Raw genomic sequence first — 26,460 nt, forward strand, 5'->3', positions numbered from 1 at the left:
CCGATCTTCACCTGTCCGGGAGGGAGATGAACCGGGAATGCGCCGAGTTCCGTCACACCGATCTCGAAAGTGACGAATGTGCGCAGACTCGGCTTCTCGAAGTAGAGGATCACGGAACAGCCTTCGAGCGTTCGGGTCGGCTCACGCCGTCTGCGCAATTCCTTCAATTCCCCAGCCCGCGCCAGCATCGCCTCGAGATCCGAACGCGACCAGTCGGCGATCGAGATGAAACTCCCCGGCCTATCAGCGATTGTGGACAAGCTTGGTCCCCACTCCGACGTCGGTAAAAATCTCCAGCAGCAAAGCGTGGGATACACGCCCATCGATGATATGTGTTGAGGTCACACCGTTCTGGAGCGCGTCGACACAACACTCTAGTTTCGGGATCATACCGCCTTTGACGGAGCCATCCGCGATGGCTTCGCTGACGTCCAGCGATGTCATCTGCGCGCGCAACTCCCCGGCAGCACTCAGCACTCCCTCGACGTCGGTGAGCAGAATCAACTTCTCCGCCAACACCGCCTGCGCGATTCCGGAAGCCGCGATATCGGCATTCACATTGTAGGTGTCGCCCGATTCGGAAATGCCGATCGGAGCAACCACGGGAATCACACCGTCCCGGGTCATAGACGAAATCAACTCGGGCTCGATGTGCTCGGGCGTCCCCACGCAACCCAGATCCTCACCGCGTGGACCATCGAGTTTGCGGACGCGCATGAAGCCCCCACCATCCTTGCCCGTCAGTCCAACGGCCTGGCCTCCGGCCCGGCCAATCAGCGAGACGATCTCGGCGTTGACATGCCCACCCAGGACCATCTCGACCACCTCCATGGTCTGTTGGTCCGTGACCCGCATCCCATCGACGAAGCGGGTTTCGATGTCCAGGCGTTTGAGCATGCGACCGATCTGCGGCCCACCGCCGTGCACGATGACCGGCCGCAGACCGATGTAGCGCAGCAAGGTCACGTCGGTCGCGAAGGAGGCCTTCAGTTTCTCGTCGACCATCGCCGCCCCGCCGTATTTGATGACGAGAGTCTTGTCGTAGAACGCCCGGATGTAGGGAAGCGCCTCGACGAGAACACGAGCCTTTTCGATCGTCTTTTCCATGGTCTACAACACGAAGCGGGACAGATCGCTATCGCCCGCGATCTCCGCCAGGATCTCCTTCACCTTCTGAGCGTCAAACACCAGTTTGCACTCCCCCATGTCTGGGGCCTCGAATAGCGTATCGTCCAGCAGCCGTTCGAGCACCGTATGGAGGCGTCGAACACCGATGTTTTCGGTGGTCCGATTCACCTCGCCCGCAATCCGGGCGATCTCTTCGATGGCATCCGGCTTGAACTCCAACTCGACGTTCTCGGTTCTCAACAGTGCTTGATATTGCTTGATCAGGGCATTGTGCGGTTCCAGGAGAATCCGCACAAACGCCGCATCGTCGAGGCTTTCGAGTTCGACGCGGATGGGAAAGCGCCCCTGAAGCTCCGGAATCAGATCTGAAGGACGCGAGACATGGAATGCGCCGGCGGCCACGAAGAGCACGTTGTCGGTGCGCACCGACCCGTGCTTGGTCTGGACCGAGCAACCCTCGATCACCGGTAGCAAATCTCGCTGAACGCCTTCGCGCGAAACGTCGGTGCCCTGGGTTTCACGCCTGGCGATCTTGTCGATCTCATCGATGAAGACGATTCCAGAGTCCTCGACACGCTCGATCGCGCGCTCGCGCACTGCATCCTCATCGATGAGGCGGTGCGCTTCTTCTTCGATCAAACTCTCGCGCGCCTGGGATACCTTGGCGCGGCGAACTCGCGTGCGCTTCGAACCGAGGTTTCCCATGAAATCCTTCAGTGAGAAACCCATCTCCTCCGTGCCTTGCGGCGAGAATATCTCCATGGTGGTCGAGGTGCGTTCCGGGACTTCGATTTCGACCTCGCGATCTTCGAGTTCTCCGGCCCGGAGCTTCTCTCGCAAGCGCTCGCGCGTGCTGTCCTCCCTGCCCGCCGCGTCGCCGCCATCCGGGTTGGGGTACAACGCGTCGAGCAAGCGCTCTTCGGCGATGCGCTCCGCTGAAGCCTCGACCTTCTTCTTTTCCTCTTCTCGCACTAGCTTGATGCCGACCTCGGTCAGATCGCGCACGATCGACTCGACATCCCGGCCGACATAGCCCACTTCGGTGAACTTCGACGCCTCCACCTTCACGAAGGGGGCACGCGCAAGCTTCGCGAGGCGCCGAGCGATCTCCGTCTTGCCGACGCCCGTCGGGCCGATCATCAGGATGTTCTTGGGGTGAATTTCCTCGCGCAGATCGCCGGTCACCTGCTGACGCCGCCAGCGATTGCGCAGGGCGATCGCGACGGCCCGTTTGGCAGCCAGCTGACCGATGATGAACCGGTCGAGTTCCGAAACGACTTCGCGGGGGGTAAAATTGACACTCACGCGCCGAGTTCCTCGATCGTGATCTGGTTGTTCGTATAAATGCAGATGTCGGCCGCCACCTTCATCGATCGCTCGGCGATCTCACGAGCCGAGAGTTCAGTGGCGGAAGAGAGTGCGCGCGCAGCAGCCAGCGCGTAGTTGCCTCCGGAACCGATGGCTACGATGCCGTCGTCTGACTCGATCACGTCGCCCGTTCCCGACAGAAGCAGGGTCTCGGCTTCGTCCGCGACGATCATGAGCGCTTCGAGCCGACGCAGCATACGGTCGGTGCGCCAGTCTTTGGCCAGTTCGACAGCGGAACGGCGCAGAACGCCGCCGTAGGATTCGAGCTTGGCCTCGAAACGCTCGACGAGCGCGATCGCGTCGGCCGTCGAACCCGCGAAACCGGCCAATACCGAGCCGCCTCGCAACTTCTGGATCTTGCGGGCGCCCGTCTTGACGACACTCTCTCCCATCGTCACTTGACCGTCGCCGGCCAGCACCACTCGCCGATCGCGTCGGACGGCCAGTACGGTCGTACTTCGAATCTGGGGCTTCAAGATCGATTCACTCCTCGCTGGGGGATTTGGACGGGCTCGAGCGGATCCGAGCCCGTGGGTGGGACTGACGGTACACGGCCGCGAGCCGCTCTGCAGAGACCTGGGTATAGCGTTGAGTTGTCGCCAGGCGCTCGTGGCCCAGCAATTCCTGGATCGCCCTCAGGTCGACCTGCGCATCGAGCAAGTGGGTGGCGTAGCTGTGACGCAGGGTGTGCGGGCTGGCTGAGCGCAGGATACCGGCTTCGAGTAGACGTCGGCGCAGGAGGTGCCGCACCCCCCGGTCCGTCAGGCGTTTGCCCCGCGCATTCTCGAAGAGGGGTTGACCGAGCAATCCCGCCTCCTTCCGGCCCTCGAGATAGGAGGAGATCGCGTCAAACGCGCTCGCGGGAACAGGCACGACGCGTTCCTTATTGCCTTTACCTCGCACGCTCAGTTCACGCCGATAGCGATCCAGATCGCGCACATCCAGGCTCACGAGTTCGCCCACGCGCAGACCGGTTCCGTACAGGAGTTCGAACATCGCCAGATCGCGGGCCTCCAGCCGGGGAGTGCGATGAGTCTCGGGAGCCTCGATGAGCTGTTCGCACTCTTCGGCGCTGAGCGGTGAGGGCAGGCGACGCTCGGACCTCGGACCCGGCAGGCCCTCGCTGGGATCGACCGGGATGGCCTTCACTCGAACCCGATAGCGAAAGAACGCGCGCAGTGACGCAAGCCGCCGATTGCGGGTCGACGGCTTGTGTTGTTTGTGAAATCCGGCCAGATAGGCCCGCAGCGCCAGCGCATCGGTTTGATCGAGTCCGCCACAGCGCTTGCACTCTTCACTGTCCGCGAAGCGCCTGACCTCGCTCCCGTACGCGCGCAGCGTGTGATCCGAATAACCGCGTTCGCTCGTCAGGTAGCGGGCGAAGCCCTCCAGTGCTCTTTCGTCCGCAGTCGTCACACGGCCTCCGGGCGCACCCGTTCCGACCAGGTTTGAAGGTCTTCGAGCGCGCGCGCAACGAGCTTCGCATTGCGATCCTTGCGCGAGAGCCTGCCCAATTCTTCAAGTGGGGGAAACAAGCCGAAGTTGATATTCATCGGCTGGAAGCTCTTCGACCGACTTTCCCGCAAGTGGCGACTCAGCGCACCGATCCCGCTGGTGATCGGCGCCAGCGGCGACTCCTTGCCCCGCGCGCGAAATGCCAGATAAACCCCCGCGAGCAAACCTAGAGCAGCCGACTCGACATAGCCTTCCACTCCGGCGATCTGCCCGGCGAAATGGAGTCCGTCTCGCTTGCGCATCTGGAGACGCTCGTCGAGCAGTTCAGGAGCGCAGAGGTAGGTGTTGCGATGCGCCGACCCGTAGCGGGCGAACACGGCTTTCTCCATGCCCGGCAGCATGCGGAACACTCGTTGTTGCTCGGAGATCGTCAGCTTCGTCTGGAAGCCCACCAGATTGTACAGAGAGCCTTTCTCGTCTTCCCTGCGCAACTGGATCACGGCGTGTGGTCGTCGCCCGGTGCGCGGATCGATCAGGCCCACGGGTTTCATCGGACCGTAGGCCAGCGTGTCGCGTCCGCGTTCCGCCATGACCTCGATCGGCAGACACGCCTCGAAATAGATCGCCTTCTCGAAGTCCCGCAGCGGGTTCTTCTCGGCCTGCAATACCTCGTCGATCAAGCGATGGTACTCATCGCGATTCAGGGGAATGTTCAGATAGTCCCCTTCTCCGTCTTCGTAGCGCGACGCGCTAAACAGGACCTTCATGTCGAGGCTGTCCTCGTAGACCGTGGGCGAGATCGAATCGTAGAAATACAGGGAGTCACCGGCGAGCTTGCCGATCTCCTGGGCCAGAGCGTCCGAGGTGAGCGGACCCGTAGCAACGAGCGCGAGACCCTCTGGGAGTTGGGTGACCTCCGAGCGCACGATTTCGATGCGGGGCTCGGCTTCGATCTTGTCCGTGATCAAGCTCGAGAACCGCTCGCGATCGACCGCCAGTGCGCGTCCGGCGGGAACCCGAGTCGCATCCGCTGCAGCGAGTACGAGCGAATCGAGGCGGCGGAGTTCCTCGTGTAGCAGACCCACAGCGTTTCCGATCTGATCGGAGCGCAGACTGTTCGAGCAGACCAACTCGGCCAGGTGCTCGCTGGAGTGCGCGGGCGAAGACCGCTGGGGGCGCATTTCGTGCAGGCGCACGTCGACCCCGCGACGCGCCATCTGCCAGGCCGCCTCGCATCCCGCCAGCCCTCCTCCGATGACCTGAATACGTTCTTCCATGGAAGCCGCGGAGGATAGCGCGGGCTCGCGTCGCAGGCGGCGCTCAGACCCTGCAAAGCGAGATCCGCCTGCCCTGCCTGCGAATCACGCCCGCGAGTTCGAGTTCCAGGAGCTCTCCGGCCAGCGCGGGCGCCGTCAGGCCCGACGCCCGCCCCAGGTCGTCCAGATCCCGAGGTCCATCCTCCAGCGCGTCGACCAGGGCGAGGATTTCGGCCGAGGCTCCATCGGGCAGGCGGACTTTTCGGGTCCCGGAAACGGAGACTTCACCCGGTGCGAGGCCGAGCACGGCGAAGAGCAGATCGTGCGAGTCGAGAATCGGCGTGGCGCCGTCGCGCAACAGCCCGTTGGAGCCCCGGCACTGCTCTGTGTCGATGGGCCCGGGAACGGTCAACACCTCTCGGCCCTGCTCCAGAGCGTGCCGCGCGGTCCAGAGCGATCCGCTGCGCTCGCGGGCCTCGATGATCAGGGCGTGACTCGCCAGGCCGCTGATCAGGCGATTCCGTTCCGGGAAATGGAAGGGGAGCGCGGCGGTGCCCGGAGGATGCTCGGAAACCCAGGCTCCGCCCGAATCGAGTATGCGCTGGGCGAGTCGCCGATTGGCCCTGGGCGTGGGCCCGTCGAGCCCGGAAGCGAGAACGGCGACCGTCTTGCCACTGGCCGCCAGCGCGCCTTCGTGGGCGGCTGCGTCGACGCCAAACGCCAGACCGCTGATCACCACCGCGCCCGCAGCGGAGGCTTCGCGGGCGAAGCCGTGCGCGGTCGCGCGCCCCCGCGCAGAAGGACGGCGCGAGCCCACGACCGCCAGGGAGGGGCCATCCGGCAGCGATCCGCGGACAAAGAGGAGCAGCGGTTCGTCCGGGATACCCCGCAGTGTCCCGGGATAGGCCGGATCTTCTGGAAGCAACACGCCGAGCCCGAGACTGTTCGCAAGCGAGAGCTGGCGCCGGGCTGCGTCGAGGGCGGATCCGAGCAACGGGGCCGCGATTCCGGGGGAGAGAGAAGACTCGAGGGCGCGACGAGAGCGCGACATCAAGCTCCGAGCGCTCCCGAAGTGCCGGATCAACTGACTCGATCGCGCGCGTGCCAGACCCGGCGCGTTGCGCAGCGCCAGACGACAGAGGATCTCGTCCAAGGGAAACTCCGCGGGACCGCGCGGGGCAAGGACGGTAGAGTAACCCACCTCGTGGAAAGACCCGACAACAATCGAGACCTGCTACTGCCCTACTTGTTGCCGTACTTGATGTACGTGCTGCCCGGAGTGGTGCTCGGCGATGGATCGCAGCGCGAAATCATCTACCTGCTGCGCCTGATCCTGTGCGGTGGGGCTCTGGTCTGGGGCTGGCGGCGCTACGCCCCGATCTCGAGGGCCGGAGCAACTCTGGGTTCGATCGGTATCGGATTCGCGGCGGGATTGATCGGAACCGTCCTCTGGATCGCCCTGCTGATGCCGTTTGTCGGCGCTGGCGGTGAGCCCTGGGATGAGCGCAGCTGGGCTCTGCGTCTGCTGGTCGCCGCGACGCTCCCACCGCTTTTCGAAGAACTCTTCCTGCGAGGCTATGTGCTGGGTGTTGCCACCCAGTGGGACCGACTTCGCCGCGCGGGACGCAAAGATGCCTTCGCTCAGGCTCTCGACCACGACTCGATCAGGACACTCGATCCCGGGGCCTGGACCTGGGTGGCGATCGGAATCTCGACGCTCCTGTTTACACTTGGCCACACCGAGGCGGAATGGCTGGCTGCATTCGCCTACGGCCTGCTCATGTGTGGCCTCTGGATCGTGCGCAAGGACCTCGTATCATGCATGACCGCGCACGCGGTCACGAACATCGCCCTGGGCCTGTACGTGCGCGCGAGCGGTCACTGGACCCTCTGGTAGCCACCGAGTTTCCCCCGCTGGAGAAGGCAGATATGAGCGAGATCCCGCAGAAGTACGACTACGTCAAATCGGAGGCCGCGTGGGGCGAGGTCTGGGACCGCAAGCAGATCTACCACTGGGATCCTTCGAGGGGTCGCGAAGAGTCCTTCGTCGTCGATTCCCCCCCGCTGACGGCTTCGGGATCGCTGCACCTCGGCCACGTGTTCAGCTTCACCCATCAGGATCTCCTGGTTCGCTACCAGCGCATGCGGGGCATGAACATCGCCTACCCGATGGGATGGGACGACAACGGGCTGCCTACCGAGCGCCGTGTCCAGACTGTATTCGGCGTACGACCGAACGCGAATCTGCCCTACGACCCGGACTGGAAGCCTCGCCGTGACAAAGGCAAGAAGGACGCGATCGAAGAAATTTCACGGCTCAACTTCGTGGAACTGTGCACGCTGCTCACCGAAGAGGATGAGAGCACGTACAAGGCCCTATGGATAAAACTGGGCCTTTCGATCGACTGGTCGATGGAGTACGCCAGCAACGACACACACTGCCGGCGCATCTCGCAGATGTCGTTCCTGGACCTGGTGGAACGCGGATATGTGTACCGGATGCTCGCGCCCACGATGTGGGACATCGATTTCAAGTCCGCGATCGCCCAGGCCGAGGCCGAGGATCGCGAGAAACCCGGCGCATTCCACGATATCCGCTTCGGCATCGAAGGCGGAGGTACATTCGAGATCTCGACGACTCGCCCCGAACTTCTCGGTGCGTGCATCGCAGTCGTCGCCCATCCGGACGACGAGCGCTATCAGGCCCTGTTCGGCAAGAAGGCGATCACGCCGCTTTTCCACGCGCCCGTACCGATCCTGCCCGCCGATCACGCAGATCCTGAAAAAGGCACGGGCATTCTCATGGTCTGCACCTTCGGCGACCTGATGGACGTGGACTACTGGAAGAGCTCCGATCTTCCACTCAAGCAACTGGTGGGTATGTCGGGCCGACTGCTCCCGGTGAGCTTCGGCGAGGGGGCCTTCGAGACCCTCGACCCGGAAAAGGCGCGCAACGCCTACGCCGAGATCGAGGGCTTGTTCGTGAACCAGGCCCGCAAGAAGATCGTGGAGTTGCTGAGCGCAGAGGGCAGCGGCATCGACGGGAATCCCGCGCTGGTGGGCAAGCCACGCGCCATCACTCACCCGGTGAAATTCTACGAGAACGGCGAACGACCGCTCGAGTTCGTGCCGACGAGGCAGTGGTTCGTGCGCCTGCTCGATCACAAGGCGGAGCTGATCGAACAGGGCCGAAAAATCCACTGGCGGCCCGACCATATGCGGACCCGTTATGAGAACTGGGTCGACGGCCTGAATCAGGACTGGTGCATCAGCCGGCAGCGTTTCTCCGGCGTGCCCTTTCCTGTGTGGTATCCGATCGATGCGGACGGCGAGACCGGCTTCGACAACCCGATCTACGCGGCCTCGGATCAACTCCCGGTCGACCCGATGTACGAAGTGCCGACGGGGTTCGAAGAAGCGCAACGCGATCAACCGGGCGGGTTCACGGGTGATCACGACGTGATGGACACCTGGGCGACTTCATCGATGACGCCCGAGATCGTGAGCCACTGGAAGCTCGACCCGGAGCGCCACAAATCGCTATTCCCCATGGACGTACGCCCTCAATCGCACGAGATCATTCGCACGTGGGCGTTTTACACAATCGCCAAAGCGTGGATGCACGGAGAGGGCATCCCCTGGCATAACGTCGTAATCAGTGGCTGGATCCTGGATCCCGATCGCAAAAAGATGAGCAAGTCCAAGGGGAATGTGGTCACTCCCGAACATCTGTTCAACCAGTACTCGACGGACGCCATGCGCTACTGGGCCGGGCGAGCGCGTCTGGGCGCCGATACCGCTTTCGACGAGACCGTACTGAAGGTGGGCAAGCGACTGGCCACCAAGATCTTCAACGCGAGTCGCTTCGTCTTGATGCAGATCGATCGAGTGCAGGCGTCCGAGCAGTCGCACGGTGCCGAAGCCATTCGCTCGCCGATCGACGTAGATCTGATGCGCAAGCTCAGGGAATTGCTCGAGCGCGCGACAGACGCCCTGGATCGTTTCGAATACTCGATCGCGTTGCAGTCGACCGAAGAAGCCTTCTGGGATTTCTGCGACAACTACCTCGAACTCGTGAAGGTGCGAGCCTACGCCGAGGACGATTCAGAAGAACGACGCTCCGCAGTTGCCACTCTGCGCCTGGCGCTGCGCATCTTCTTGCGCTTGTTTGCGCCGTTCATGCCCTTCGTCACCGAAGAGGTCTGGTCCTGGCGCTTCGCGCAACCCGGACGGGAGGAGTTCATCCACACCAGCCCCTGGCCCACTGTAGACGAACTGGCTGCAATCGAGGACACGAGGCTGCCGAACGTATACTCGGCCGCCGTCGAGGTAAGTCAGAAGATCCGCGCTGCGAAGACGCAGGCGCGCAAGAGCCTGCGCTGGCCTGTGGAGAGGCTCGAAGTCGCCGCGAGCGACGCCGATGTCGAAGGACTTCGCTCGGCCCTCGGCGACGTTCTCGCTTCCGGTGGCGTACCCGAACCGGCCTGCACACTCCGAATCGGTGAAGCGCCCGAGAACGAACGCTTCACCGTCGAAGTAACTCTCGGAGCGGAAGCTTCCGAGAACTGATTCAGAACTTGGTGCGGTAGTGGTCTCCGATCAACAGATCGGTATCCGCGCGCGTCACCAACGCCAGCGACGTCTTGTCCGATGACTTCAGGACAAAGGCCTCACCGATCACGTCGTCGGGCACGAGAACTTTCGTAAGAGTGAGTGGATCTCGCACTTCCTTGCCCTGGCGAAAGATCTCGAAACGACGCCCGGGCTTCACGCCCTGGTTCATTCCGCCGTCCAGCACCACCAGGTCACCCCCACCGCTTCGCAGCCGGTACGGCTGGTAGGCGACAATCTGTCCTTCGACCAGACCGGTGTCGCGAATCTCTCGGATTCGCGTCTCATCCTCCACGAAGGGCACGACCCGGTCGCCGGGCTGGACCTCACCGTAGGAGGTCACGATCTTTACGAACGAAGCCTCCGGGTGGATCTCGGTAACCTCGGCTCGGCCCAGGACCTGAACGAAGTACCCCAGGAGTTCGTTTGTCCTTGGGTGCAATAGGCGCCGGCGAATGCGGAACATGGCGAAGGAATCACCGACATGTGCCGCGCCTTCGCCAATACTGATGATCGTGCTCTGCTCCTGCGAGGACCAGTAGTTCGCGTTGTGGTTGCCCATGACCGCACCACTACCCGTGAACTCCTCGGCCGAGACGAACGAGTAGCGCTGCATGTCCGGAACCTCGACAAAACGCTCATCGCCCATGTCGCTCGCGTCCAACGCCGCAAACGGGTCCGGGCGCTCGGCCGGAGGCGCCTTTTGCACGATCGGTGGCGGTGCAGGCGCCGCGGGCACGGGCGCAGGCTGCTCGGCATGCCGGTTGGCGAACTCTTCCGCCTCCTCAGGCGAGAGCTTCCGCATCATTCCCTTGCTGATCCAGATCAGATCTCCGGGAGTGATCAGATGGGGATCGGCGATGTCGGAGTTTTCCTTCCAGACAGAAGGCCAGATCCAGGGCGTGCCGAGGTACGTCTTGGTGATGTCCCAAAGCGTATCTCCAGTCACGACCTTGTGGATACGTCCTTTCTTGCCGTCGGGTGATACCCCGTACCCCTGCGCCAGGCACAACCCGGGCAACGCAAGAAAAGCCAAAAATGCAATATACAAGCGGAACGAAGCCATACGAAGCTCCCCCTTCCGCCACGAAATCGGCAGTACGCGCGAGCCACTTGAGGGGAGCTTCAAGATCCCGGGAGCCGAAGTTTCAGAACCAGGTGCGCTCAGGACTTCTCGAGCTTCTCCAGAAGTTCCTCGGCATCCTTGCGTTCGGCGAAGCTGGCAACCTCATCGAGTGCCCGCCGCAGTTCGCTGATGGCTCGTCCCGTCTCACCGTTGTCCTCGTAGGACTTCGCGAGGTGATAGCGAACCGTACCGCGCAGGGGATGCGCCTCCGGGTAGCCCTCGATGGCCTCGCGGAACAGTGAGATGGCCGCGGCGGGGATGCCCTTCTTGTACATGATCCAGCCGAGGGTATCGGTGACGCTCGGGTTTCCGGGAAGGGCTTCTTTGGCGTCCTGTGCCAGCTGAAGAGCGCGATCGAGCTGCTTTTCGGTCGGAGACTGAGCGTTTGCCAGCAACCAGGCCAGATTATTCTTGGCCTCTGGCTGAGACTCGTCGAGCTTCAAGACCTCCTCATAGCTGGCTTTCGCTTCTTCCGTACGCAGCAGAGATTCGTATAGGACCGCCAGCTGCAAACGCACGCTCGCATCCTCGGGGAAGCTATCGCGTGCGCGCTTGTAGGTTTCGACCGCGTCATCTACTCGGCCCAGGCTGCGGTACAGTTCCGCCAGAGATACGAGAGGCTCGATTCGCTTCGATCCCTTGCTCAACGACATCTTCAGATCGGCTTCGATCGCATCCGCTTTCTCCATGTCCATACCAGAGACGGTGCTGAGGCGAACCCGGCCGCGCAGGTCGTAGAGAGCGGGGTTGTCGGGTTGATCGATGATCCACTCGTCGAGGCGGTCCAGCGCCTTCTCGGGGTCGCGACTGGTTACATCGACGGCGATGATCTCTCGCATCACGTCTTCGCTGGTCGGATCGGCCTTGAGCATCCCCTCGAGCAGTTTTCGCGCCCCATCGCGATCGCGCGACCGGCGCAACAGTCGGGCGATATGCAACTTGACCGTGGTCGACACGTCTACTCCCGCATCCCCCACGCCCTTGAGGACGTCACGCGCTTCGTGCTGTCGGTCGAGGCGAATCAGAGCTTCCGCATAGGTCAGGCGAAGCTGCATGTCGTTTGGATTGCGCGTGAGTCCGGTCTTCGATTCACGTGCGGCCAGCTCGTTCTCGCCTGTGCGCAAGTAGAGCACCGCGAGCTGTGAACGCGCGGGGTAGTTCTGCGCGTCGAGTTGCAGCGCGGACAGGTACTCACTGCGAGCGAGGTCATCCTGTTTCATCGCCATATAGGCACTACCGAGAAGCACATGCGCGTTCGCCGTGGGTTGTTCATCGATCACGCGACGCAGGCTAGTGGCAGCCTCCTCATACTTGCTTTCCAGCAGGAAGAACTTGCCTTCGTTGAACAGACCCATCGTACTCTTGGGATTCTCCTCGAGTACCTGCCGCACGACGCTCCACGCCTCTTCGGGGATCTCCGCGGTTCCATCTTCGTTCGGAACGACGAGCATCTCCGAACGACGCAGACGTGCTTGCTCGGACATCGGATCCAAATCCAGCGCACGCTGGATCGTCTCCAGCGCTTCCTCACGAGCGCCGATCTGGCGATGGTATTCCGCGAGAACCAGAACCGGTTCGACGTCTTCAGGATGCTGCTGAACATTCTCCTCGAGCATGGAAACAGCCTTTTCCTTGTCTCCTTGCGTGTAGTAGAACTTCGCCAGTGCCTGGAGAATCTTCGGGTTTGCGGGATCGTCTGCCTTCGCGCTGAGCAGGACCTTTTCGGCTTCCCCGGACTTGCGTTGGTTCAGGTGGAAGTTGGCCAGGAAGAACTGCGCGTTCGTTTTCTGTTCCTTGTCTTCCGCAGCGTCGACCGCGGCCCTCATCTCGACTAGGGCTTCCTCGGGCCGCTGCAGTAGCGCCAGATAGCGTGCAAGACTCAGGTGGTTGGCCATCGTCGGCTCGACCTTCAAAAGCCTGCGCATGTACTCTTCGGCGCCGGTCGAATCTCCCGATCGGCTCAGGGCTTGCGCCTTGAGCGACAGCGCGCTCTTGCTCTCGGGATCCAGTTCGAGGGCCTTGTCCACGTCCTCCATCAGCCCGGCGAAGTCGCCTTTCACAGACTTCTGCGCTCCGCGCAAGAGCAGCGCCTCGACGTTGTTCGGATCCTGCTCGAGCACTGCAGCGATATGCTCGGCGGCCGAGTCGTAACGTCGAGCCGTGAACTCGACTTTGGCCACCTTCATGCGCCATTCGGTGTTATCCGGCGCCAATCGGGCGGTCTCGTTGTACTGCCAGAGCGCCTCGCCGTACTCCTCCAGATTCCAGAGGGTTTCAGCCATCTTGTAGTGCGCTTCCGCGTCGTCGGGAGTGAGTTGCAGGAGGTTGAGGAACTCGATCTTGGCTTCACTCCACTCCTCATCCTCGAAATACTGGAATGCGGCCGTGTGGTGCTTTTCGATCTTCTCCTCTTGAGAGGTGCACGCCAGCGCCAGTAGCACCAGAAGGGAACCGATAATCCTCGCCGTTCGCATCACAAGACTCCTCTAGCTCAGTCGGCTCTCCTCCTGGAGAGCTTCGAAGGGGGGGACCGTAGCAACACCTCGGCTCGGGTTCCTCCCTATTCGCGAGAAGCAACCGAGCCGGTGCTCTGTACGGCAGTCTACGCTGGGCCGCAGTTTTTTCGCCAGCCTGGATGGGTGATGCCCAGACGGGTAATCCGGTAGTTGAGCTTTCTACGACTCATGCGCAGCAGATCGGCGGCGTCCTTCTGGACCCAGTTCGCCCTCTCGAGCGCCTGCAGGATCAGCTGCCGTTCGGCTTCACTGTAGTCAATACCCCCCGACGGCAGCTGAAACCCCACCGGGTCGGTGTCCGGAGGAGACCCGGCTTCGCTGGAAAGACAGTTCAAGGACAGGCGCTCGGCCTGGATCTGATCGGAGTCCTCCAGCAGTACCGCGCGCTCCAGCACATTCCGGAGTTCACGGACGTTGCCGGGCCACGCGTAGCTCGCCAGAGCCTTCGCGACCCCCGGTGCCAGGGAAAGTCGATCCCGGCCCTGGGCGGAGGCAAATTCGCTCACGAACTGCTCTGCCAACTCGGGGATGTCGGTCGGGTGTTCTCTCAGCGGAGGCAGGTGCACTGGCACGACGTTCAGGCGATAGAACAAATCCTCGCGAAAGCGCCCGCGAGCGATCAGTTCGGGCAGATCCTGGTTGGTGGCTGCGATGACCCGGACATCGACCCGGATGGTCCGCGTCCCACCCAGACGTTCGAACTCCTGCTCCTGGAGGGCACGCAGCACCTTCGCCTGAGTCCGAAGTTGCATATCCCCGATCTCGTCGAGAAAGAGCGTGCCCTCATCCGCTTCCTCGAAACGGCCGATCCGACGCTGCTCCGCGCCCGTGAACGCCCCGCGTTCGTGACCGAAGAGTTCACTTTCGAGCAGCGGATCGGGCAGCGCCGCGCAGTTCACCTTGACCATCGCTTCGGCCCGGCGGGGTGAGCCCGCGTGGATCAGACCGGCAACCAGTTCCTTGCCCGTTCCGGTTTCCCCCGTGATCAGCACCGTGGCTCGACCGCGCGCGATGCGTCCCACATGATCGCGAAGTTCGAGCATTGCCGAACTTCCGCCGCGCAGACGCGTTGCCGGATCGATCGCTCCTGCGCGCTCGGACTCGCGTCGGGCTCCCAGCGCGCGACGCACCTCTAGAGAGCGCTCGACCCGCAGCTCCAGTTCCTCGAGATCGAACGGCAGGAGCAGAAAATCGTCCGCCCCCTCTTTTAGCGCGGCGATTCCCGCCTCGATCATGCCGTGGGGGCAGAGGGCGACGACCGCGATTCGCGGCCAGCGCTGAATGCCCGCCTGCAGCCGTTCACGACCGGTACCGTTGTTCCCGGGAAACTCTACGACGAGAACGTCGGGGCGGGGCGACTCGGGCAGATCTCCGGATTCGGTCGAGAATCCGCGAGCCTCGAAGGCCTGCGATACCCGAGAGCAGACGACTGGGTCGTCCAGGACCAGCCAGACAAGCGGTTGCACCATTACCCCATCCAAGAACGAAAACGTGCTTCGCCTATCGGGCGCTCGATTGGCCCAACTTGAACGGATCGTGCCTGGTGCCCCGAGGTACGGTTTCGACCTGGCCCTTCTCAGCCGCGCTCGCTCAGCTTCGTGAAATCAGGTGCGCGTTTCTCCTTGAACGCGGCCAGCGCTTCGCGGTTCGCCGGACCGCCGACGAGCTTCGCAAATCGGCTGTTTTCACGTGCGCGCGCCGCGCGGACCTGTTCGAGCCGGGTGTCGAGAACTAACTGCTTCGTAGCTACGAGCGAGTCGATCGGCATGGCGGCGATCTCCCGTGCGACCTCGAGAGTCTGCGGGAGCAGCTCATCGGGCTCACAGACGCGCCAAGCCAGGCCGATCTCGACCGCGCGTTCGGCGTCGATCCAGTTTGCGGTATAGAGAAGATGTGCGGCGTTCTGCCAGCCCACACGCTCGGGAAGGAGTGCGCTATTCCCCGCCTCGACGGTGACGCCCAGACTCGCAAAGGGTGCGCGCAGACGGGCACCACGAGCGATCAACACGAGATCACAGTGTGGCAGGAACGTGAGACCAATCCCCACCCCGATCCCGTTGACCGCCGCGAGCAGCGGTTTTGGGAAACTCTCGACGGTCTCGATGAAGGGTTGGAATCCGTGGCGCTCACCTGCGGGGTGGCGCGCTGGATTTGCCATCTCCGCGAGATCCTGGCCGGCGCTAAAAGCGCGGCCAGCTCCGGTAACGACGACTGTGGCAATCCCGGGGTCGGACGCTGCATCGCGTAGCGCATCGCCCACTGCGTCGTACAACTGATCGTCGAAGGCATTGAGAGCGTCCGGACGATCGAGCGTCAGTAGGCGAATCCGACCCTCGTCTTCGACACGGAGTCCACGTTCCGCGAAACCGCTCATGCGTCGTCCCTTACTCGCTCGGGCGAACCCGACCAGCTCCAGGCCTGGCTACGACGAGACAACCCCAGCATCATTCCCCCGAGTGCCGGTGGATGCAGGAAGACTGTGTCCGCACCTGCTCCCTTGCGCTTCTCGACGGGCGGCACGGTGGTATGGCCCGCGCCCGTTTCGAGAGCGCGCTTCTCGATGCTCGCGAGTTCGCCGCTCTCGGCGAAGGCCATGTAGAGACTCTCGCCACAACGAGCGAAGAATCGGCCCATGGTGTTCTCGGGCACACTCGGTGTGATCATCTCGATCCGGTCGAGACGCTCCGGATCAAAGAGCGTCAGGGTTCCCGCGTAGCCGTAGTGGTCGGAGTCGATCGGGACGAACGCAGCTCCATCGAGGCCGAAGATATCGGCGAAGCGCGGAACGGCGCTCTTCGCGTCACTCACCAGATTCGTCACCTCGTAGAGAAAGTCGATCGCACCCACGGATTCGCGCTCTTCGTGCTTGCTGATCACCATTCGCAGACCGTGGCCGTCGCGGCCCTGCGAGTCGACGTGAAGCTGGCTGGTTTCGCACAGGACTTCGATTCCAGCCCCGCGCAGTCGCGCCTCGAGAGCAGCAACGTCGGGCGTCGCTGCTCCCGCGGCGAAAAGATGCGCACCCCGGGCCGCGAGCGCATCCGCGACCGGCCCTGCGCCGTCGGGTTCGAGGATTTCTACGAAGCCCCGCCCGAGCCTGTAACTGGATCGCCGAGCGCCGAGTCCTCGCAGCTTGTCTTCCCCTGCGGGCTCGGCTCCGAGCAGGCTCGTCCAGCCGCTCGCCGCGTTCGCCGCATCCGGAACGGCCAGTTGTATTCGGTCGATTCGAGTCAACATCGGCTTCCTCCTGGAGAGGGAAATTCCCACCCGGCCGACGATATCACGACGCGTTCGGCGAGAACGATGCCGCAGATCGCATCGCCACCTGTAGGATGAGCGCTCTCATGGACGCTCCTTGCCACGACCTGTTGTCCGCGCGACCGCCTGCTCGAACTCGGGTGCGGCCCTACCTCTGGAAAAGCGTCCGAAAAAGAGTGGGGAAGACCTCGCATGGAAAATCCTGAAGGACTCGCGGACGCAAGAGGGGAAGCGTCGACCCGGATCCTGGTCGACGCCGACGCCTGCCCGGTCAAGGAAGAAGTCTATCGCGTCGCTGCGCGGCGACGCATTCCCGTTCTGCTGGTCGCGAATAGCCGTATGGGAATCCCCGAGGATCTCGAGATACAGATGATCGTGGTCGGACGCGATCTCGACGCGGCCGACGATTGGATCGCAGAACACGTAAAACCCTGCGACGTGGTCATCACGGCCGACATCCCACTGGCCGCTCGCTGTCTGAAACAGGGTGCGCGCGTGCTGGGCAATAACGGTCGCCCCTTTACCGAGGAGTCCATCGGCAGCGCTCTCGCCACCCGCGATCTGAAGGCTCAGCTTCGCGAAATGGGAGTCGAGTCGTCCGGGCCGAAAGAGTTTTCGCCCAAAGACCGATCGCGCTTCCTCTCGAGACTCGATCAACTCGTCGGTGAAGCCCAGAGGGTGTCGCGGGCCTGAGAGGCAGGCGCTTCCGAGGCCCCGTTTTCTTCCCGACGGAACGCTACCTTCTCCGCGGGCAAAGGCGCAGGAGGCCATACCATGGAGCGAGCGCTGACCTCGTCACTCCCCGATGGCGTGAACATCACGTACCGACGCATGCACTTCGAACTCGATGCAGAGGTTCCCCGTTACTGGCACGGCGGAGATCCCGGCAAGACCCACTTCTTCACGGCGCTATCCCTGCTCTTTCCCGAGGGCGAGAAGTTCTTCATCGATTCCGTGCGGCACTTCGAAGACGCGGACCTGGACCCGAAGACCCGCGAAGAGATTCGCGAGTTCGTCAAACAGGAAGCACACCACACGTACCAGCATCGGATCTACAACTCCCTCGTCGCGGCGCAGGGACTGAACACCGAATGCTACGAGAATTTTCTGCGACGCGCTCTTGGCCTGGTGCGGAAGATCATGTCCCACAAGACTCAATTGGCCATCACCGTGGCACTCGAGCATTTCACCGCCGTTCTGGCGAACCAACTGCTCACGAACCCGGATCTCACCAAAGGCATGCACTCCGCAGTCAAACCTCTTTGGCTGTGGCACGCGGTCGAAGAGACCGAACACAAGGCAGTGTGCTTCGACGTCTATCAGCAGGTCGGTGGCCAGTACTGGATGCGCGTGCTGGTGATGGCGAGGATCATGATGGGGTTCCCGGTGATGATCACGCTCTTCCAACTGGGCATCCTCTTTTCCGACCCGCGGTCGGGGAGTCTGCGGACGCTGTGGAAGAGCCTGCTCTTCATCTGGGGCAAGGGGGGCTTCGTCAGAGCCGTCCTTCCGGAACTCAAGACCTTCTTCCGCCGCGAATTCCACCCCTGGGATGTCGACAATCGAGATCTGATCCCCGCGTGGGAGGTCGAAAACACGCAGTACCTCGCACGCGGATGAGTTTCCGCTAGCGAGTTCGCATCGGCGCATCGGCGAACGAAGAGCACCCTCTTCCAGATCTTCTCCTCGCTCCAGCCGACCTCCGACTCCGGTCCATAAGCGGGCATGGCGGAGCGCTCACCGCCTCCCGTCAGTATCTGGTAGAAGAGTTGGCCATCGCTGCGGGTTGCCATGAAGGCCGCATCGGAATAATCACGGGGTGCCACCCGCTGCACGGCCGCATTCTCATCCGACCCCGTCCATCAGCGCCGTGACAACGCTTGCACTGAGCTTTGTACTGGCGTGCGAAATAGCGAATCCGGTCTTCGGAAATCGTCAGGCACAATCTTCCGGGCCCAACCCGAACTAACCGAGTTGGCTTGCGACGAACTCCCAGTTGACCAGATTCCAGAAAGCTTCGATGTACTTGGGACGGGCGTTCCTGTAGTCGATGTAGTACGCGTGCTCCCACACATCGCAGGTAAGTAGAGGCGTTGCGTCGCCAGTAATGGGAGTAGCGGCGTTGCTGGTGCTTTCGAGACCCAGCTTGTCGTCTTTGTTTTTCACGAGCCAGGCCCAGCCAGAACCAAAGGTGGTGGCGGCACAGTCACTGAACTTCTGCTTGAACTCGGCAAATGAGCCAAAGTCGCGATTGATGGCGTCAGCCAAGGCGCCGCTGGGCTCCCCTCCTCCTGTCGGACTCAGGCAGTTCCAGTAGAAGGTGTGATTCCAGACCTGGGCTGCGTTGTTGAACAGACCGCCGGAAGCAGACTTGATGATCTCTTCCAGAGACGCATCGGCCTGATCGGTGCCTTCGATTGCGGCGTTCAACTTGCTGACGTAGGTCGCGTGATGCTTGCCGTAGTGATACTCGAGTGTCTCCCGCGAGATATGCGGAGCGAGCCCATCCATGGCGAACGGAAGGTCGGGTAGCTTGATCACGTTCTTCTCCTTTTCAACCGGCATGCTTGGCCAGATAGCTGGCAACACCGGCGGCAGTTGGCGTCATGGCGTCTTCTCCCTTGCGCCAGTTGGCGGGGCAGACTTCACCGTGTTCTTCGTTGAACTGCAACGCATCCAGGATCCGCAGGGCTTCGTCGACGTTGCGACCAAGTGGCAGATCGTTGACGAGTGAATGGCGAACCACACCGCTCTTGTCGATCAAGAATAATCCGCGAAGGGCGACCTCGTCATTGACGAGAACACCGTATTCACGAGCGATGCTCTTGCTCAAATCGGACACCAGAGGAAAGCGCACGTTTCCGATGCCCCCGCCTTCGACCTTGGTGTTCTTCCAGGCCAGATGCGTGAAGTGGGAGTCGACGGAGCAACCCACGACTTCGGCGTTTCGCTTTTTGAATTCGTCGAGTTTCCGGTCAAAGGCGATAATTTCCGAGGGGCAGACGAATGTGAAGTCGAGCGGGTAGAAAAAGAGAACGGTGTACTTGCCGCGTAGCGAGGAGAGTTTGAAGTCGTCCTGGATGCTGTTGTCCGCGAGTACGGCCTTGGCGGTAAAGTCAGGAGCTTCTCGGGTTACTAGCGAGGTCATTTCGCGTCCTCCAGATCGTCGGTCAAAGGGCGGAAGGTTCCGCCGGTTTTCAAATTGCGTCGCCCGCCGGACCAAAGGGTTCCGGGCAAAGCCAGAGTTGAGCTTGGGCTGAACAGTGTAGTTCGAGCAATCGGAACTGCCGGTCCTGCCTGCTAGAATTTTGACTGTTTTTGCTATGATTCTGTCATTCATGTCGAGAAATGCACCCCACCGACCCGACCATCTGGCGAACAATCTGCGGCACCTGAGAAAAGCGGCTGATCTCACTCAACAGAAGCTGGCCGATACGGCGGGGCTTCCCCGAGCCACCCTGGCCAGCATGGAGCACGGAGGGGCCAATCCGGGATTGGACAGCGTTCTGGCCGTAGCCACGGCACTCAACGTGTCGCTCGACGAACTGGTGCTGGCTCCGCCGGAACGACGCTTCTTCGTGGTCGACGAGTCGACGGTCCACGAGAGTCAGAGCGATCACGGGAGATACCGGGCGCGCCTGCTGACGCCGCTCGCCACCAAAGGCGTACAGATCCAGAGCGTCGAACTGAAACCCGAATGCGATACGCCGGGACGTCCACACCCCCGTGGTTCACAGGAGTTCTTCCTGGTCCGTTCGGGAACGGCGACCCTGCTCATTGCCAATGAAGAGGTCGCGCTTCATTCGGGTCAGTTGATCCAGTTTCCCGGCCACCTGCCCCACCGCTACAGCAATCGCTCGCGGCGCGCCGCAGTTCGCGCAATCTCGGCGGTGGTCATGGCGATGAGGTAGATCGCCTGTAGCTGATTCCGCCTACCAGTACGAGATCGCAGCGTGGTACAGGTCGGCCAACTGACCACGACTGATCTCGCGCGGCGCGTTCGAGAAGAGGCGGCGTTGGGGATATGCGCGCTCGGTCAGTGCCGAGACATCGGACGCGTCGTAGCCAACACCAGACAAACCATTGGGGATGCGCGTCGCACGCATCAGCTTGACGATCTGATCCGCGAGAACCACCCCCGCATCTTCGGCAGTAGCTCCGTTCACATCCGCACCCAGGTACTCGGCCGCCGTCAGATGTCTCTCCGGTGCGGCGCTGGCCGTAAATCGAAACACCGCCGGCGCATTGACGATCACCGACATGCCGTGAGGCACGATGGGTACACCCGGCGGATACCCGTCGGGACAGAACTCACGCACCAGACCCGAAACGGAATACGACATTCCGTGCGGTGCGTGACAGCCCGCATTGCCGAACGCGATTCCGGCGAGTGTCGAGGCCCACATCATCTGCTCTCGCGCTTCGTCGTCCTCCACATCGGCCACTGCGCGAACGAGAAAGCGTCCCGCAAGGTTGAGCGCCTCACGACAGCCGAGATCGCTCCATGGATTGGCTCCCTGACTCATCGGTCGCAGACTCGGGCGCGTCGGGGCGGCGCGCTGGCTATAGGGCAACGCGGTATAGGATTCGAGCGCATGGCTCATCACATCGAGTGCGCTGGCGGCGAGTACGCGATCCGGCAGCGTGCGCGTCGTATCTGGATCGATCAGTGCGCGAGTCGGCCGCAGAGCTCGTGAAACAATGCCGGTCTTGGATTGCATCGACAAGAGGTCGAAGATGGCAATTCCCGTGCACTCACTCCCGGTACCCGATGTGGTCGGGCAGGCAATGAATGGACGGAGTGGCCCCGGAACCGCTTCGCCTGCGCCGATCGGCGCGTTCACATAGGTCAGGAAGTCCGCCGGATGCGACGAGTAGAGATTGGCCGCTTTCGTCGTATCGATCACGGACCCACCGCCGACCGCGATGAATCCATCCACTTCACTCTCGCGCGCGAAGTCGCTCGCGGCGAGGAAAGAGACATCGGTCGGCTCGATCTGCACCTCGTCGTAGAACACTACATCGATGCCAGAAACACGCAGTGATTCGCGCACTTTCCGCACGTGCTCGCTCGCGGACAAGCCGCGATCCGTCAGTAGTGCGATGCGCTGGATCCCGAGTGCCCGTGCGTGATCGCCGGCCTCCGCGAGCACACCGCGCCCGAATGTGATTGATGACGTGTCGACGGAAAACGCCGTATCACCGCCCGTTTCGGGAGCGTAGTAGTGACAACAGGCCATGTCGGCTCCTCCTGGATGGACTGATGAAGTCTACGCGAGTCGCCACAAAAGCGAGTGTCCGTCAGATTCGCAAGTCAGGATCTGCTGGTCCCGAACCGAATTGCTATGGTGCAATTGTGACCCGATCAAGCGACGAGTCCGCTTCTGAGGAAGACACATCTCACTCCGGACGGGGAGTCAGCCGACGTGCGTTCATGGCCACTGCGATTGCGGCACTTCCGCTCGGAACGACCTTCGGCGTTGCAGCGTACGGCACGCGGGATCTTCGCATCGAGTCCGTTCGCCTGAGCGCCGCTCCAGAATGCCGACTCGTACAGTTTTCCGACCTTCATTACAAAGGCGATGTCGATTACGTCGAACGCGTGATCAACAGCATCAACGGATTGCAGCCGGACTTCGTCTGCTTCACCGGAGATCTCATCGAGGAAACACACCACCTGGACGAGGCACTGGAACATCTGGCGGGAATCGAAGCTCCGCTATTCGGCGTCCCGGGCAACCATGAGTACTGGTGCGAGGCTCCTTTCGAGCAATACGATCGGCGCTTCGGGGCGAGCGGCGGCGCCTGGCTGGTCAATCGGACGGCGACCGTACCGGAAAAGGGATTGACCATCGTCGGCGTGGCCGAGCGTGATCACGAAGCGCTGGGCTCGGCTCGGACCGAGCGCAACATCCTGCTCACCCACTACCCCGCCTTCGTCGACGAACTCGACGGCTCCCCGTTCGACCTCATCCTCGCAGGTCACTCGCACGGCGGACAGATTCGCCTACCGGGCGTTGAAAAGGCGTTCGTGCCCTTCGGCGTGGGAAACTATGACAGTGGTTCCTTTGAAACGGCCGGAGGCCCGCTCTACGTGAACCGCGGTGTCGGCACCGCCGTGATTCCTCTGCGCGTTGCCTGCCCGCCGGAAATCACACTGATCGAGTTCTAGAAGGTCGCGGATCCTTCAGGAAGAGATAGACCGCCCAGCCGAGTTCGTCGCGAGCCCAGCGCAGGTAGTTCCCGAGATCCTCGCGCACTATCCCGAGAATCTCGTCGGCGTCGGGGTCTTCCGGATGGCTGCGCGCGTAGCGCTCCGTCGCATAGGTCTTGTAGCCCTCGTAGCGGTCCCAGTCGTCGACACTCGAGACGATCGCATGCAGAAAGCCGAGACCCTGCGCCGGCCCGGCCTCGGCATTTTGCTGATGGCTCGCGAAGCTGGAGCGCTGAAGACCGGCAGCTTCCAGATATTCAGCCGAGGGTTCGCGGTGCCAGAAGGGTTCGCCGACCGCGACCAGGCCACCGGGCTTGGTCCAGTGCGCGAGTGCGCGCAGTGTTCCTTCAAATCCTCCCCAGACCCAAGTCGCACCGATGCAGAACGTTGCATCGAACGAATCGGGCGCAGCCTCGTAGTCTGCTCCGTTCGCCTCGATTGTTTCGATCTGCGATGCGAGCCCCGCGGCTTCCAGCTTCTCGCGGGCTTCGCGAACGAAATGGGGCGAGATGTCGACCCCCACACCGCGACATGCGAAACGGCGTGCGCAACGCAACAGGAATTCGGCCTTTCCGCAGGCGATATCGAGTACGCGCGCTTCCTGTGGCAGATCGAGCAGTTCGATCAGTTCGTCGAACTTGGCCTCCGCCATCGGATTGCAGAAAGTCAGGTTCCCGTGGGTGATCGCATGCAGCTTCCAGATGTCCAGACTGTCTCCTTCGAACCCTGGAACGGGCTTCGCGCAACGAGCAAGGTAACACGAAGCGAACGCATGGACTAACAGACTGCGCAGGAACGCATCCGATCAATCGTCTCTCGAGGCCAGATAGGCGAAGAGGTTCTCCAGATCCCCGGCATTCAGCTCATCGAAGAGGCCGTCCATATCGTCGCTGCCGCGCTTCCCTGTGCGGTACTTCTCGATCTGCACGCGCAGGTAGTAGGTATGCTGGCCCGCGAGCTGCGGAGTATCCTCATCCCCCCAACCCTCATCGCCGTGGCATTCGCCGCATTCCTCCTGGTAGATTTCGGCGCCTTGTGCGATGTCTCCCTTGACTCCGGGAACATTGAAGACCGCCTGAGCAATTTTCAACCGCTCATAGGCTCCCATTTTCGGGTCGAGGACGGGCATCTGGGTGGTGAGTTCGATCTGTGAGAGATAGCGGGCGATATCGAGAACGTCGTCCGGAGGCAATTCTCGTTCGGTCGCGTAGGGATACATTGGAATATTGATTCGACTGCGCGTCTTGAAGGCACGCAGCTGGCGAGCGAGATACACCTCATTCAGTCCGGCGAGCCTGGGGTAGGCGCCCTGCTTGCCACCCTCCCCACTCTTCCCGTGGCAGGCTGCGCAGGTCTCCAGAATGTCCCGGGCATTGCCCGCGTCGTACTTCCACGTGGAGGAAGAAGCCGATGCAGCAGGAGATTTCTGTTCCGCAGCGGAACTCCCGACCGCGATCAGCAGGAAAAGTGTGATCGCCGACACAGAACGATAGGCGCCGACCTTGAAATCGCTCAGCCTTTTTTCAGAACGATTAGGCAAGACACTCCCCAGACATGGATGACGCTCTGCTTCGCGGGGGTACGGTAGCGATAGGCCAATGAGACCACGAGTGCGAGGACGAGCAGGCCAGACCAGCTCTTCGCGTGCCGATTGCTTCGCCCGATACAGGTTTTCTGATGCCTCGGATGCCGGGAGATCGTAAGATCAAAGGGATGCCGGGTTCCACGATCGCACACACCTATTCAGTTCGAACCACTTTGGGTACGGGTGCACTGATCCTCGGCTTATGGTACGCGCTACTCATCTGGATTCAGGCTCGCACTCTCCCGGCCGGCCCGGCGTTCTGGATATCAGGAGCGTGCGCGATCACGGCTCTCGTTCTCATCGGCTGCGGGCTGCGCTGGATCCAGCGACCGCCTCCAGAACGGCTCGTCGACGCTTGCGTGGGCGGCATCTGCTTCGGAATTCTGGCGAACGACACCCTGTTTCTCACATTCTATCCCGAGCCGCAGTTTTTCCACGGACTGGGAGCGGTCGTCGTTGGCGGTGGCCTCTTCCTGACCTCACGAGTGTGGTTCGGCGCGCTGCTGACGAGTGTTGCTGCAGTTGTGGCCTTGTCTGTGGCCAGGAGCGACGCGACCGAGGGATGGGGCAATCCGGGCGTCCTTCTCGCGACGTGTGGAGCCCTCGCCCTGATCATCCATGTCTGGCGAAGTGCCTTCGTGAAGCGCCTCGAGGCTCTAGGTCGGGAAAGTGAAGACCGGCGAGTCGAACTCGAACGCAACGTGGCAACCCTCGAATTCGAAGTACAGGAGCGCGAGAGACTCCAGGCAGAACTGCTCAAGACCCAGAACCTCGAGAGCCTGGGCCGGATGGCCGGTGGTGTTGCTCACGATTTCAACAACCTCCTGATGATCATCCTCGGTCATGCCGAACTGGCGCACGCCGGACTTTCAGCCACGGCATCGGTCCGTGGCAACCTCGACGAAGTGATTCAGGCGGCCGAGCGGGCCTCTCTTTTGACAGGCCAATTGCTTTCCTACGCCGGAGGGGGACGGGTCAGCCTCGAGCCTCTGGAATTGAACACAGTGGTGCACCAGGCCGTGGAGATCGTCCGCGAATCCCTTTCTTCGGATGCCCGTATCGAGTTTCATCTGGCAGAGCGCGATCTGATGGTGGCGGGAGATCCCGGTCAGTTGCAGCAGATCGTCATGAACCTTTTGCTGAATGCTGGAGAGGCCCTTTCTGGGAAGCCCGGTTTGATCCGCGTGTGCTCGAGCAACGAACAGCTCGACCGCGTCGAGGCCTTCCAACTAGATCCGCCCGAAGACCGGTCCGCGGGGCATTACGCGTGCCTGGAGGTCAGTGACACGGGCCGGGGGATCCCTCAGGAGGACCACTCCCGCATTTTCGATCCCTTCTTCACGACGAAGAGCCAGGGTCGCGGTCTCGGACTGGCCGCGGCGCTCGGCATCGCACGGGGACACGGCGGTGGATTCACACTCGAATCCGCACCGAAGAGAGGCTCGCGCTTTCGCCTCTTCATTCCCGAGAGCGAAGAGAACTCCCGGAAAGCGGAGTACCAACCCGTCGCCGGGTCCCTGACGGGACGTGCGATCCTTGTAGTAGATGACGAAGAAGCGATTCGGAGCTTCGTTCGCCGGGTGCTGGAGGATTTCGGTTGCACGATCCACGAGGCTTCAAATGGAGAGGAGGCCCTGGAAACGGCTCGCGGCTTGAGCGAACTCGACGCGGTCGTACTCGATATGACCATGCCGGGGCTAAGCAGCCGCACGACGTTCAAACGCTTTCGGGAAGCACATCCTTGCGCGGCGATCCTCCTGACCAGTGGCTATGAAGCAGAAAGAGCCGCAAGTCAACTGGTCCGGGAGCCGGACGTGAGCTTTCTGCGAAAACCCTACGTGGGGGCTGAACTGGCCGCGATTTTGGGCGTTCTTCTCGACGGAACGATCCGGAACGGGGATTCTGGTTGTTCAGACTGACACCGCAATGTGTTTCGCTCTGAG

Annotated in this window: 24 protein-coding genes; 7 read left to right on the top strand and 17 right to left on the bottom strand. The window is 62.0% G+C overall.

The window, feature by feature from the left end:
• The 7 genes from GY725_10220 to dprA form a co-directional block, all read right to left on the bottom strand.
• On the bottom strand, window positions 1-260 hold a 260-nt coding region (locus GY725_10220), incomplete at its 3' end, for an ornithine carbamoyltransferase (protein MCP4004559.1).
• Entirely contained in the window at window positions 244-1,107 is an 864-nt protein-coding gene (gene argB, locus GY725_10225) for an acetylglutamate kinase (GenBank protein MCP4004560.1), read from the bottom strand. The genes GY725_10220 and argB, both read right to left, overlap by 17 nt.
• Window positions 1,108-1,110: 3 nt before the next feature.
• Window positions 1,111-2,433 carry an ATP-dependent protease ATPase subunit HslU gene (gene hslU, locus GY725_10230; GenBank protein ID MCP4004561.1) on the bottom strand — a complete coding sequence of 441 codons (1,323 nt, stop codon included), beginning with the start codon at window positions 2,431-2,433 and terminating at the stop codon, window positions 1,111-1,113.
• Window positions 2,430-2,975 (bottom strand): ATP-dependent protease subunit HslV, encoded by a 546-nt coding sequence (hslV, locus tag GY725_10235; GenBank protein MCP4004562.1) that lies wholly within the window; start codon window positions 2,973-2,975, stop codon window positions 2,430-2,432. The genes hslU and hslV overlap by 4 nt, the downstream gene beginning before the upstream one ends.
• A 4-nt stretch (window positions 2,976-2,979) precedes the next feature.
• On the bottom strand, window positions 2,980-3,912 hold the full coding sequence (locus GY725_10240) for a tyrosine recombinase XerC (protein MCP4004563.1): 933 nt from the start codon (window positions 3,910-3,912) through the stop codon (window positions 2,980-2,982).
• Complete coding sequence (locus tag GY725_10245; GenBank protein ID MCP4004564.1) at window positions 3,909-5,228, bottom strand: methylenetetrahydrofolate--tRNA-(uracil(54)-C(5))-methyltransferase (FADH(2)-oxidizing) TrmFO; 1,320 nt, start codon at window positions 5,226-5,228, stop codon at window positions 3,909-3,911. The genes GY725_10240 and GY725_10245 overlap by 4 nt, the downstream gene beginning before the upstream one ends.
• Window positions 5,229-5,271: 43 nt before the next feature.
• Window positions 5,272-6,360: a DNA-protecting protein DprA gene (dprA, locus tag GY725_10250; GenBank protein MCP4004565.1), complete on the bottom strand. Its 1,089-nt coding sequence runs from the start codon at window positions 6,358-6,360 to the stop codon at window positions 5,272-5,274.
• A 51-nt stretch (window positions 6,361-6,411) separates the two neighbouring features.
• On the opposite strand from dprA, the gene GY725_10255 reads away from it, so the two are divergent.
• A complete protein-coding gene (locus GY725_10255; GenBank protein ID MCP4004566.1) occupies window positions 6,412-7,104 on the top strand; it encodes a CPBP family intramembrane metalloprotease in 693 nt (230 codons plus the stop codon).
• 32 nt (window positions 7,105-7,136) lie between these two features.
• Window positions 7,137-9,776 (top strand): valine--tRNA ligase, encoded by a 2,640-nt coding sequence (valS, locus tag GY725_10260; GenBank protein ID MCP4004567.1) that lies wholly within the window; start codon window positions 7,137-7,139, stop codon window positions 9,774-9,776.
• A 1-nt stretch (window position 9,777) separates the two neighbouring features.
• Here the strand turns inward: valS and GY725_10265 are convergent, their stop codons facing one another.
• From GY725_10265 to GY725_10285, 5 genes are all read right to left on the bottom strand, one after another.
• On the bottom strand, window positions 9,778-10,884 hold the full coding sequence (locus GY725_10265) for a LysM peptidoglycan-binding domain-containing protein (GenBank protein MCP4004568.1): 1,107 nt from the start codon (window positions 10,882-10,884) through the stop codon (window positions 9,778-9,780).
• 98 nt (window positions 10,885-10,982) lie between these two features.
• Window positions 10,983-13,418: a tetratricopeptide repeat protein gene (locus GY725_10270; GenBank protein ID MCP4004569.1), complete on the bottom strand. Its 2,436-nt coding sequence runs from the start codon at window positions 13,416-13,418 to the stop codon at window positions 10,983-10,985.
• Between the two features lie 128 nt (window positions 13,419-13,546).
• Window positions 13,547-14,929, bottom strand: coding sequence for a sigma-54-dependent Fis family transcriptional regulator (locus GY725_10275; protein MCP4004570.1), 1,383 nt, complete (start codon window positions 14,927-14,929; stop codon window positions 13,547-13,549).
• A 107-nt stretch (window positions 14,930-15,036) separates the two neighbouring features.
• Window positions 15,037-15,834: an enoyl-CoA hydratase/isomerase family protein gene (locus GY725_10280; protein ID MCP4004571.1), complete on the bottom strand. Its 798-nt coding sequence runs from the start codon at window positions 15,832-15,834 to the stop codon at window positions 15,037-15,039.
• Entirely contained in the window at window positions 15,831-16,697 is an 867-nt protein-coding gene (locus tag GY725_10285) for a hypothetical protein (GenBank protein ID MCP4004572.1), read from the bottom strand. The genes GY725_10280 and GY725_10285 overlap by 4 nt, the downstream gene beginning before the upstream one ends.
• A gap of 213 nt (window positions 16,698-16,910) precedes the next feature.
• Here GY725_10285 and GY725_10290 point away from each other — a divergent pair, with 213 nt between their 5' ends.
• A complete protein-coding gene (locus tag GY725_10290) occupies window positions 16,911-17,411 on the top strand; it encodes a YaiI/YqxD family protein (protein MCP4004573.1) in 501 nt (166 codons plus the stop codon).
• An 81-nt stretch (window positions 17,412-17,492) separates the two neighbouring features.
• The gene (locus GY725_10295; GenBank protein ID MCP4004574.1) at window positions 17,493-18,338 is read left to right on the top strand and encodes a metal-dependent hydrolase; all 846 of its coding nucleotides are present in this window, start codon (window positions 17,493-17,495) and stop codon (window positions 18,336-18,338) included.
• 345 nt (window positions 18,339-18,683) lie between these two features.
• Here GY725_10295 and GY725_10300 read toward each other — a convergent pair whose 3' ends face one another.
• Together GY725_10300 and GY725_10305 are read right to left on the bottom strand one after the other, a co-directional pair.
• Window positions 18,684-19,283: a superoxide dismutase [Fe] gene (locus GY725_10300; protein ID MCP4004575.1), complete on the bottom strand. Its 600-nt coding sequence runs from the start codon at window positions 19,281-19,283 to the stop codon at window positions 18,684-18,686.
• Window positions 19,273-19,866 carry a peroxiredoxin gene (locus GY725_10305; protein MCP4004576.1) on the bottom strand — a complete coding sequence of 198 codons (594 nt, stop codon included), beginning with the start codon at window positions 19,864-19,866 and terminating at the stop codon, window positions 19,273-19,275. Before GY725_10305 ends, GY725_10300 begins: the two co-directional genes overlap by 11 nt.
• Window positions 19,867-20,056: 190 nt before the next feature.
• Between GY725_10305 and GY725_10310 the strand changes: the two genes are divergently transcribed.
• Window positions 20,057-20,629, top strand: a complete 573-nt coding sequence (locus GY725_10310; GenBank protein MCP4004577.1) for a helix-turn-helix domain-containing protein — start codon at window positions 20,057-20,059, stop codon at window positions 20,627-20,629.
• Between the two features lie 21 nt (window positions 20,630-20,650).
• Here GY725_10310 and GY725_10315 read toward each other — a convergent pair whose 3' ends face one another.
• Window positions 20,651-21,958 carry an iron-containing alcohol dehydrogenase gene (locus tag GY725_10315; protein MCP4004578.1) on the bottom strand — a complete coding sequence of 436 codons (1,308 nt, stop codon included), beginning with the start codon at window positions 21,956-21,958 and terminating at the stop codon, window positions 20,651-20,653.
• A 194-nt stretch (window positions 21,959-22,152) separates the two neighbouring features.
• Here GY725_10315 and GY725_10320 point away from each other — a divergent pair, with 194 nt between their 5' ends.
• Window positions 22,153-22,890 carry a hypothetical protein gene (locus GY725_10320; protein MCP4004579.1) on the top strand — a complete coding sequence of 246 codons (738 nt, stop codon included), beginning with the start codon at window positions 22,153-22,155 and terminating at the stop codon, window positions 22,888-22,890.
• Here the strand turns inward: GY725_10320 and GY725_10325 are convergent.
• Together GY725_10325 and GY725_10330 are read right to left on the bottom strand one after the other, a co-directional pair.
• Window positions 22,871-23,641, bottom strand: coding sequence for a class I SAM-dependent methyltransferase (locus GY725_10325; GenBank protein MCP4004580.1), 771 nt, complete (start codon window positions 23,639-23,641; stop codon window positions 22,871-22,873). The genes GY725_10320 and GY725_10325 overlap by 20 nt on opposite strands.
• A gap of 96 nt (window positions 23,642-23,737) precedes the next feature.
• Window positions 23,738-24,472, bottom strand: a complete 735-nt coding sequence (locus tag GY725_10330; protein MCP4004581.1) for a c-type cytochrome — start codon at window positions 24,470-24,472, stop codon at window positions 23,738-23,740.
• Between the two features lie 173 nt (window positions 24,473-24,645).
• Between GY725_10330 and GY725_10335 the strand changes: the two genes are divergently transcribed.
• Window positions 24,646-26,436, top strand: coding sequence for a response regulator (locus GY725_10335; GenBank protein ID MCP4004582.1), 1,791 nt, complete (start codon window positions 24,646-24,648; stop codon window positions 26,434-26,436).
• Window positions 26,437-26,460 lie beyond the last annotated feature (24 nt).

Source organism: bacterium, assembly GCA_024226335.1.
GTDB lineage: Bacteria > Myxococcota_A > UBA9160 > SZUA-336 > SZUA-336 > JAAELY01.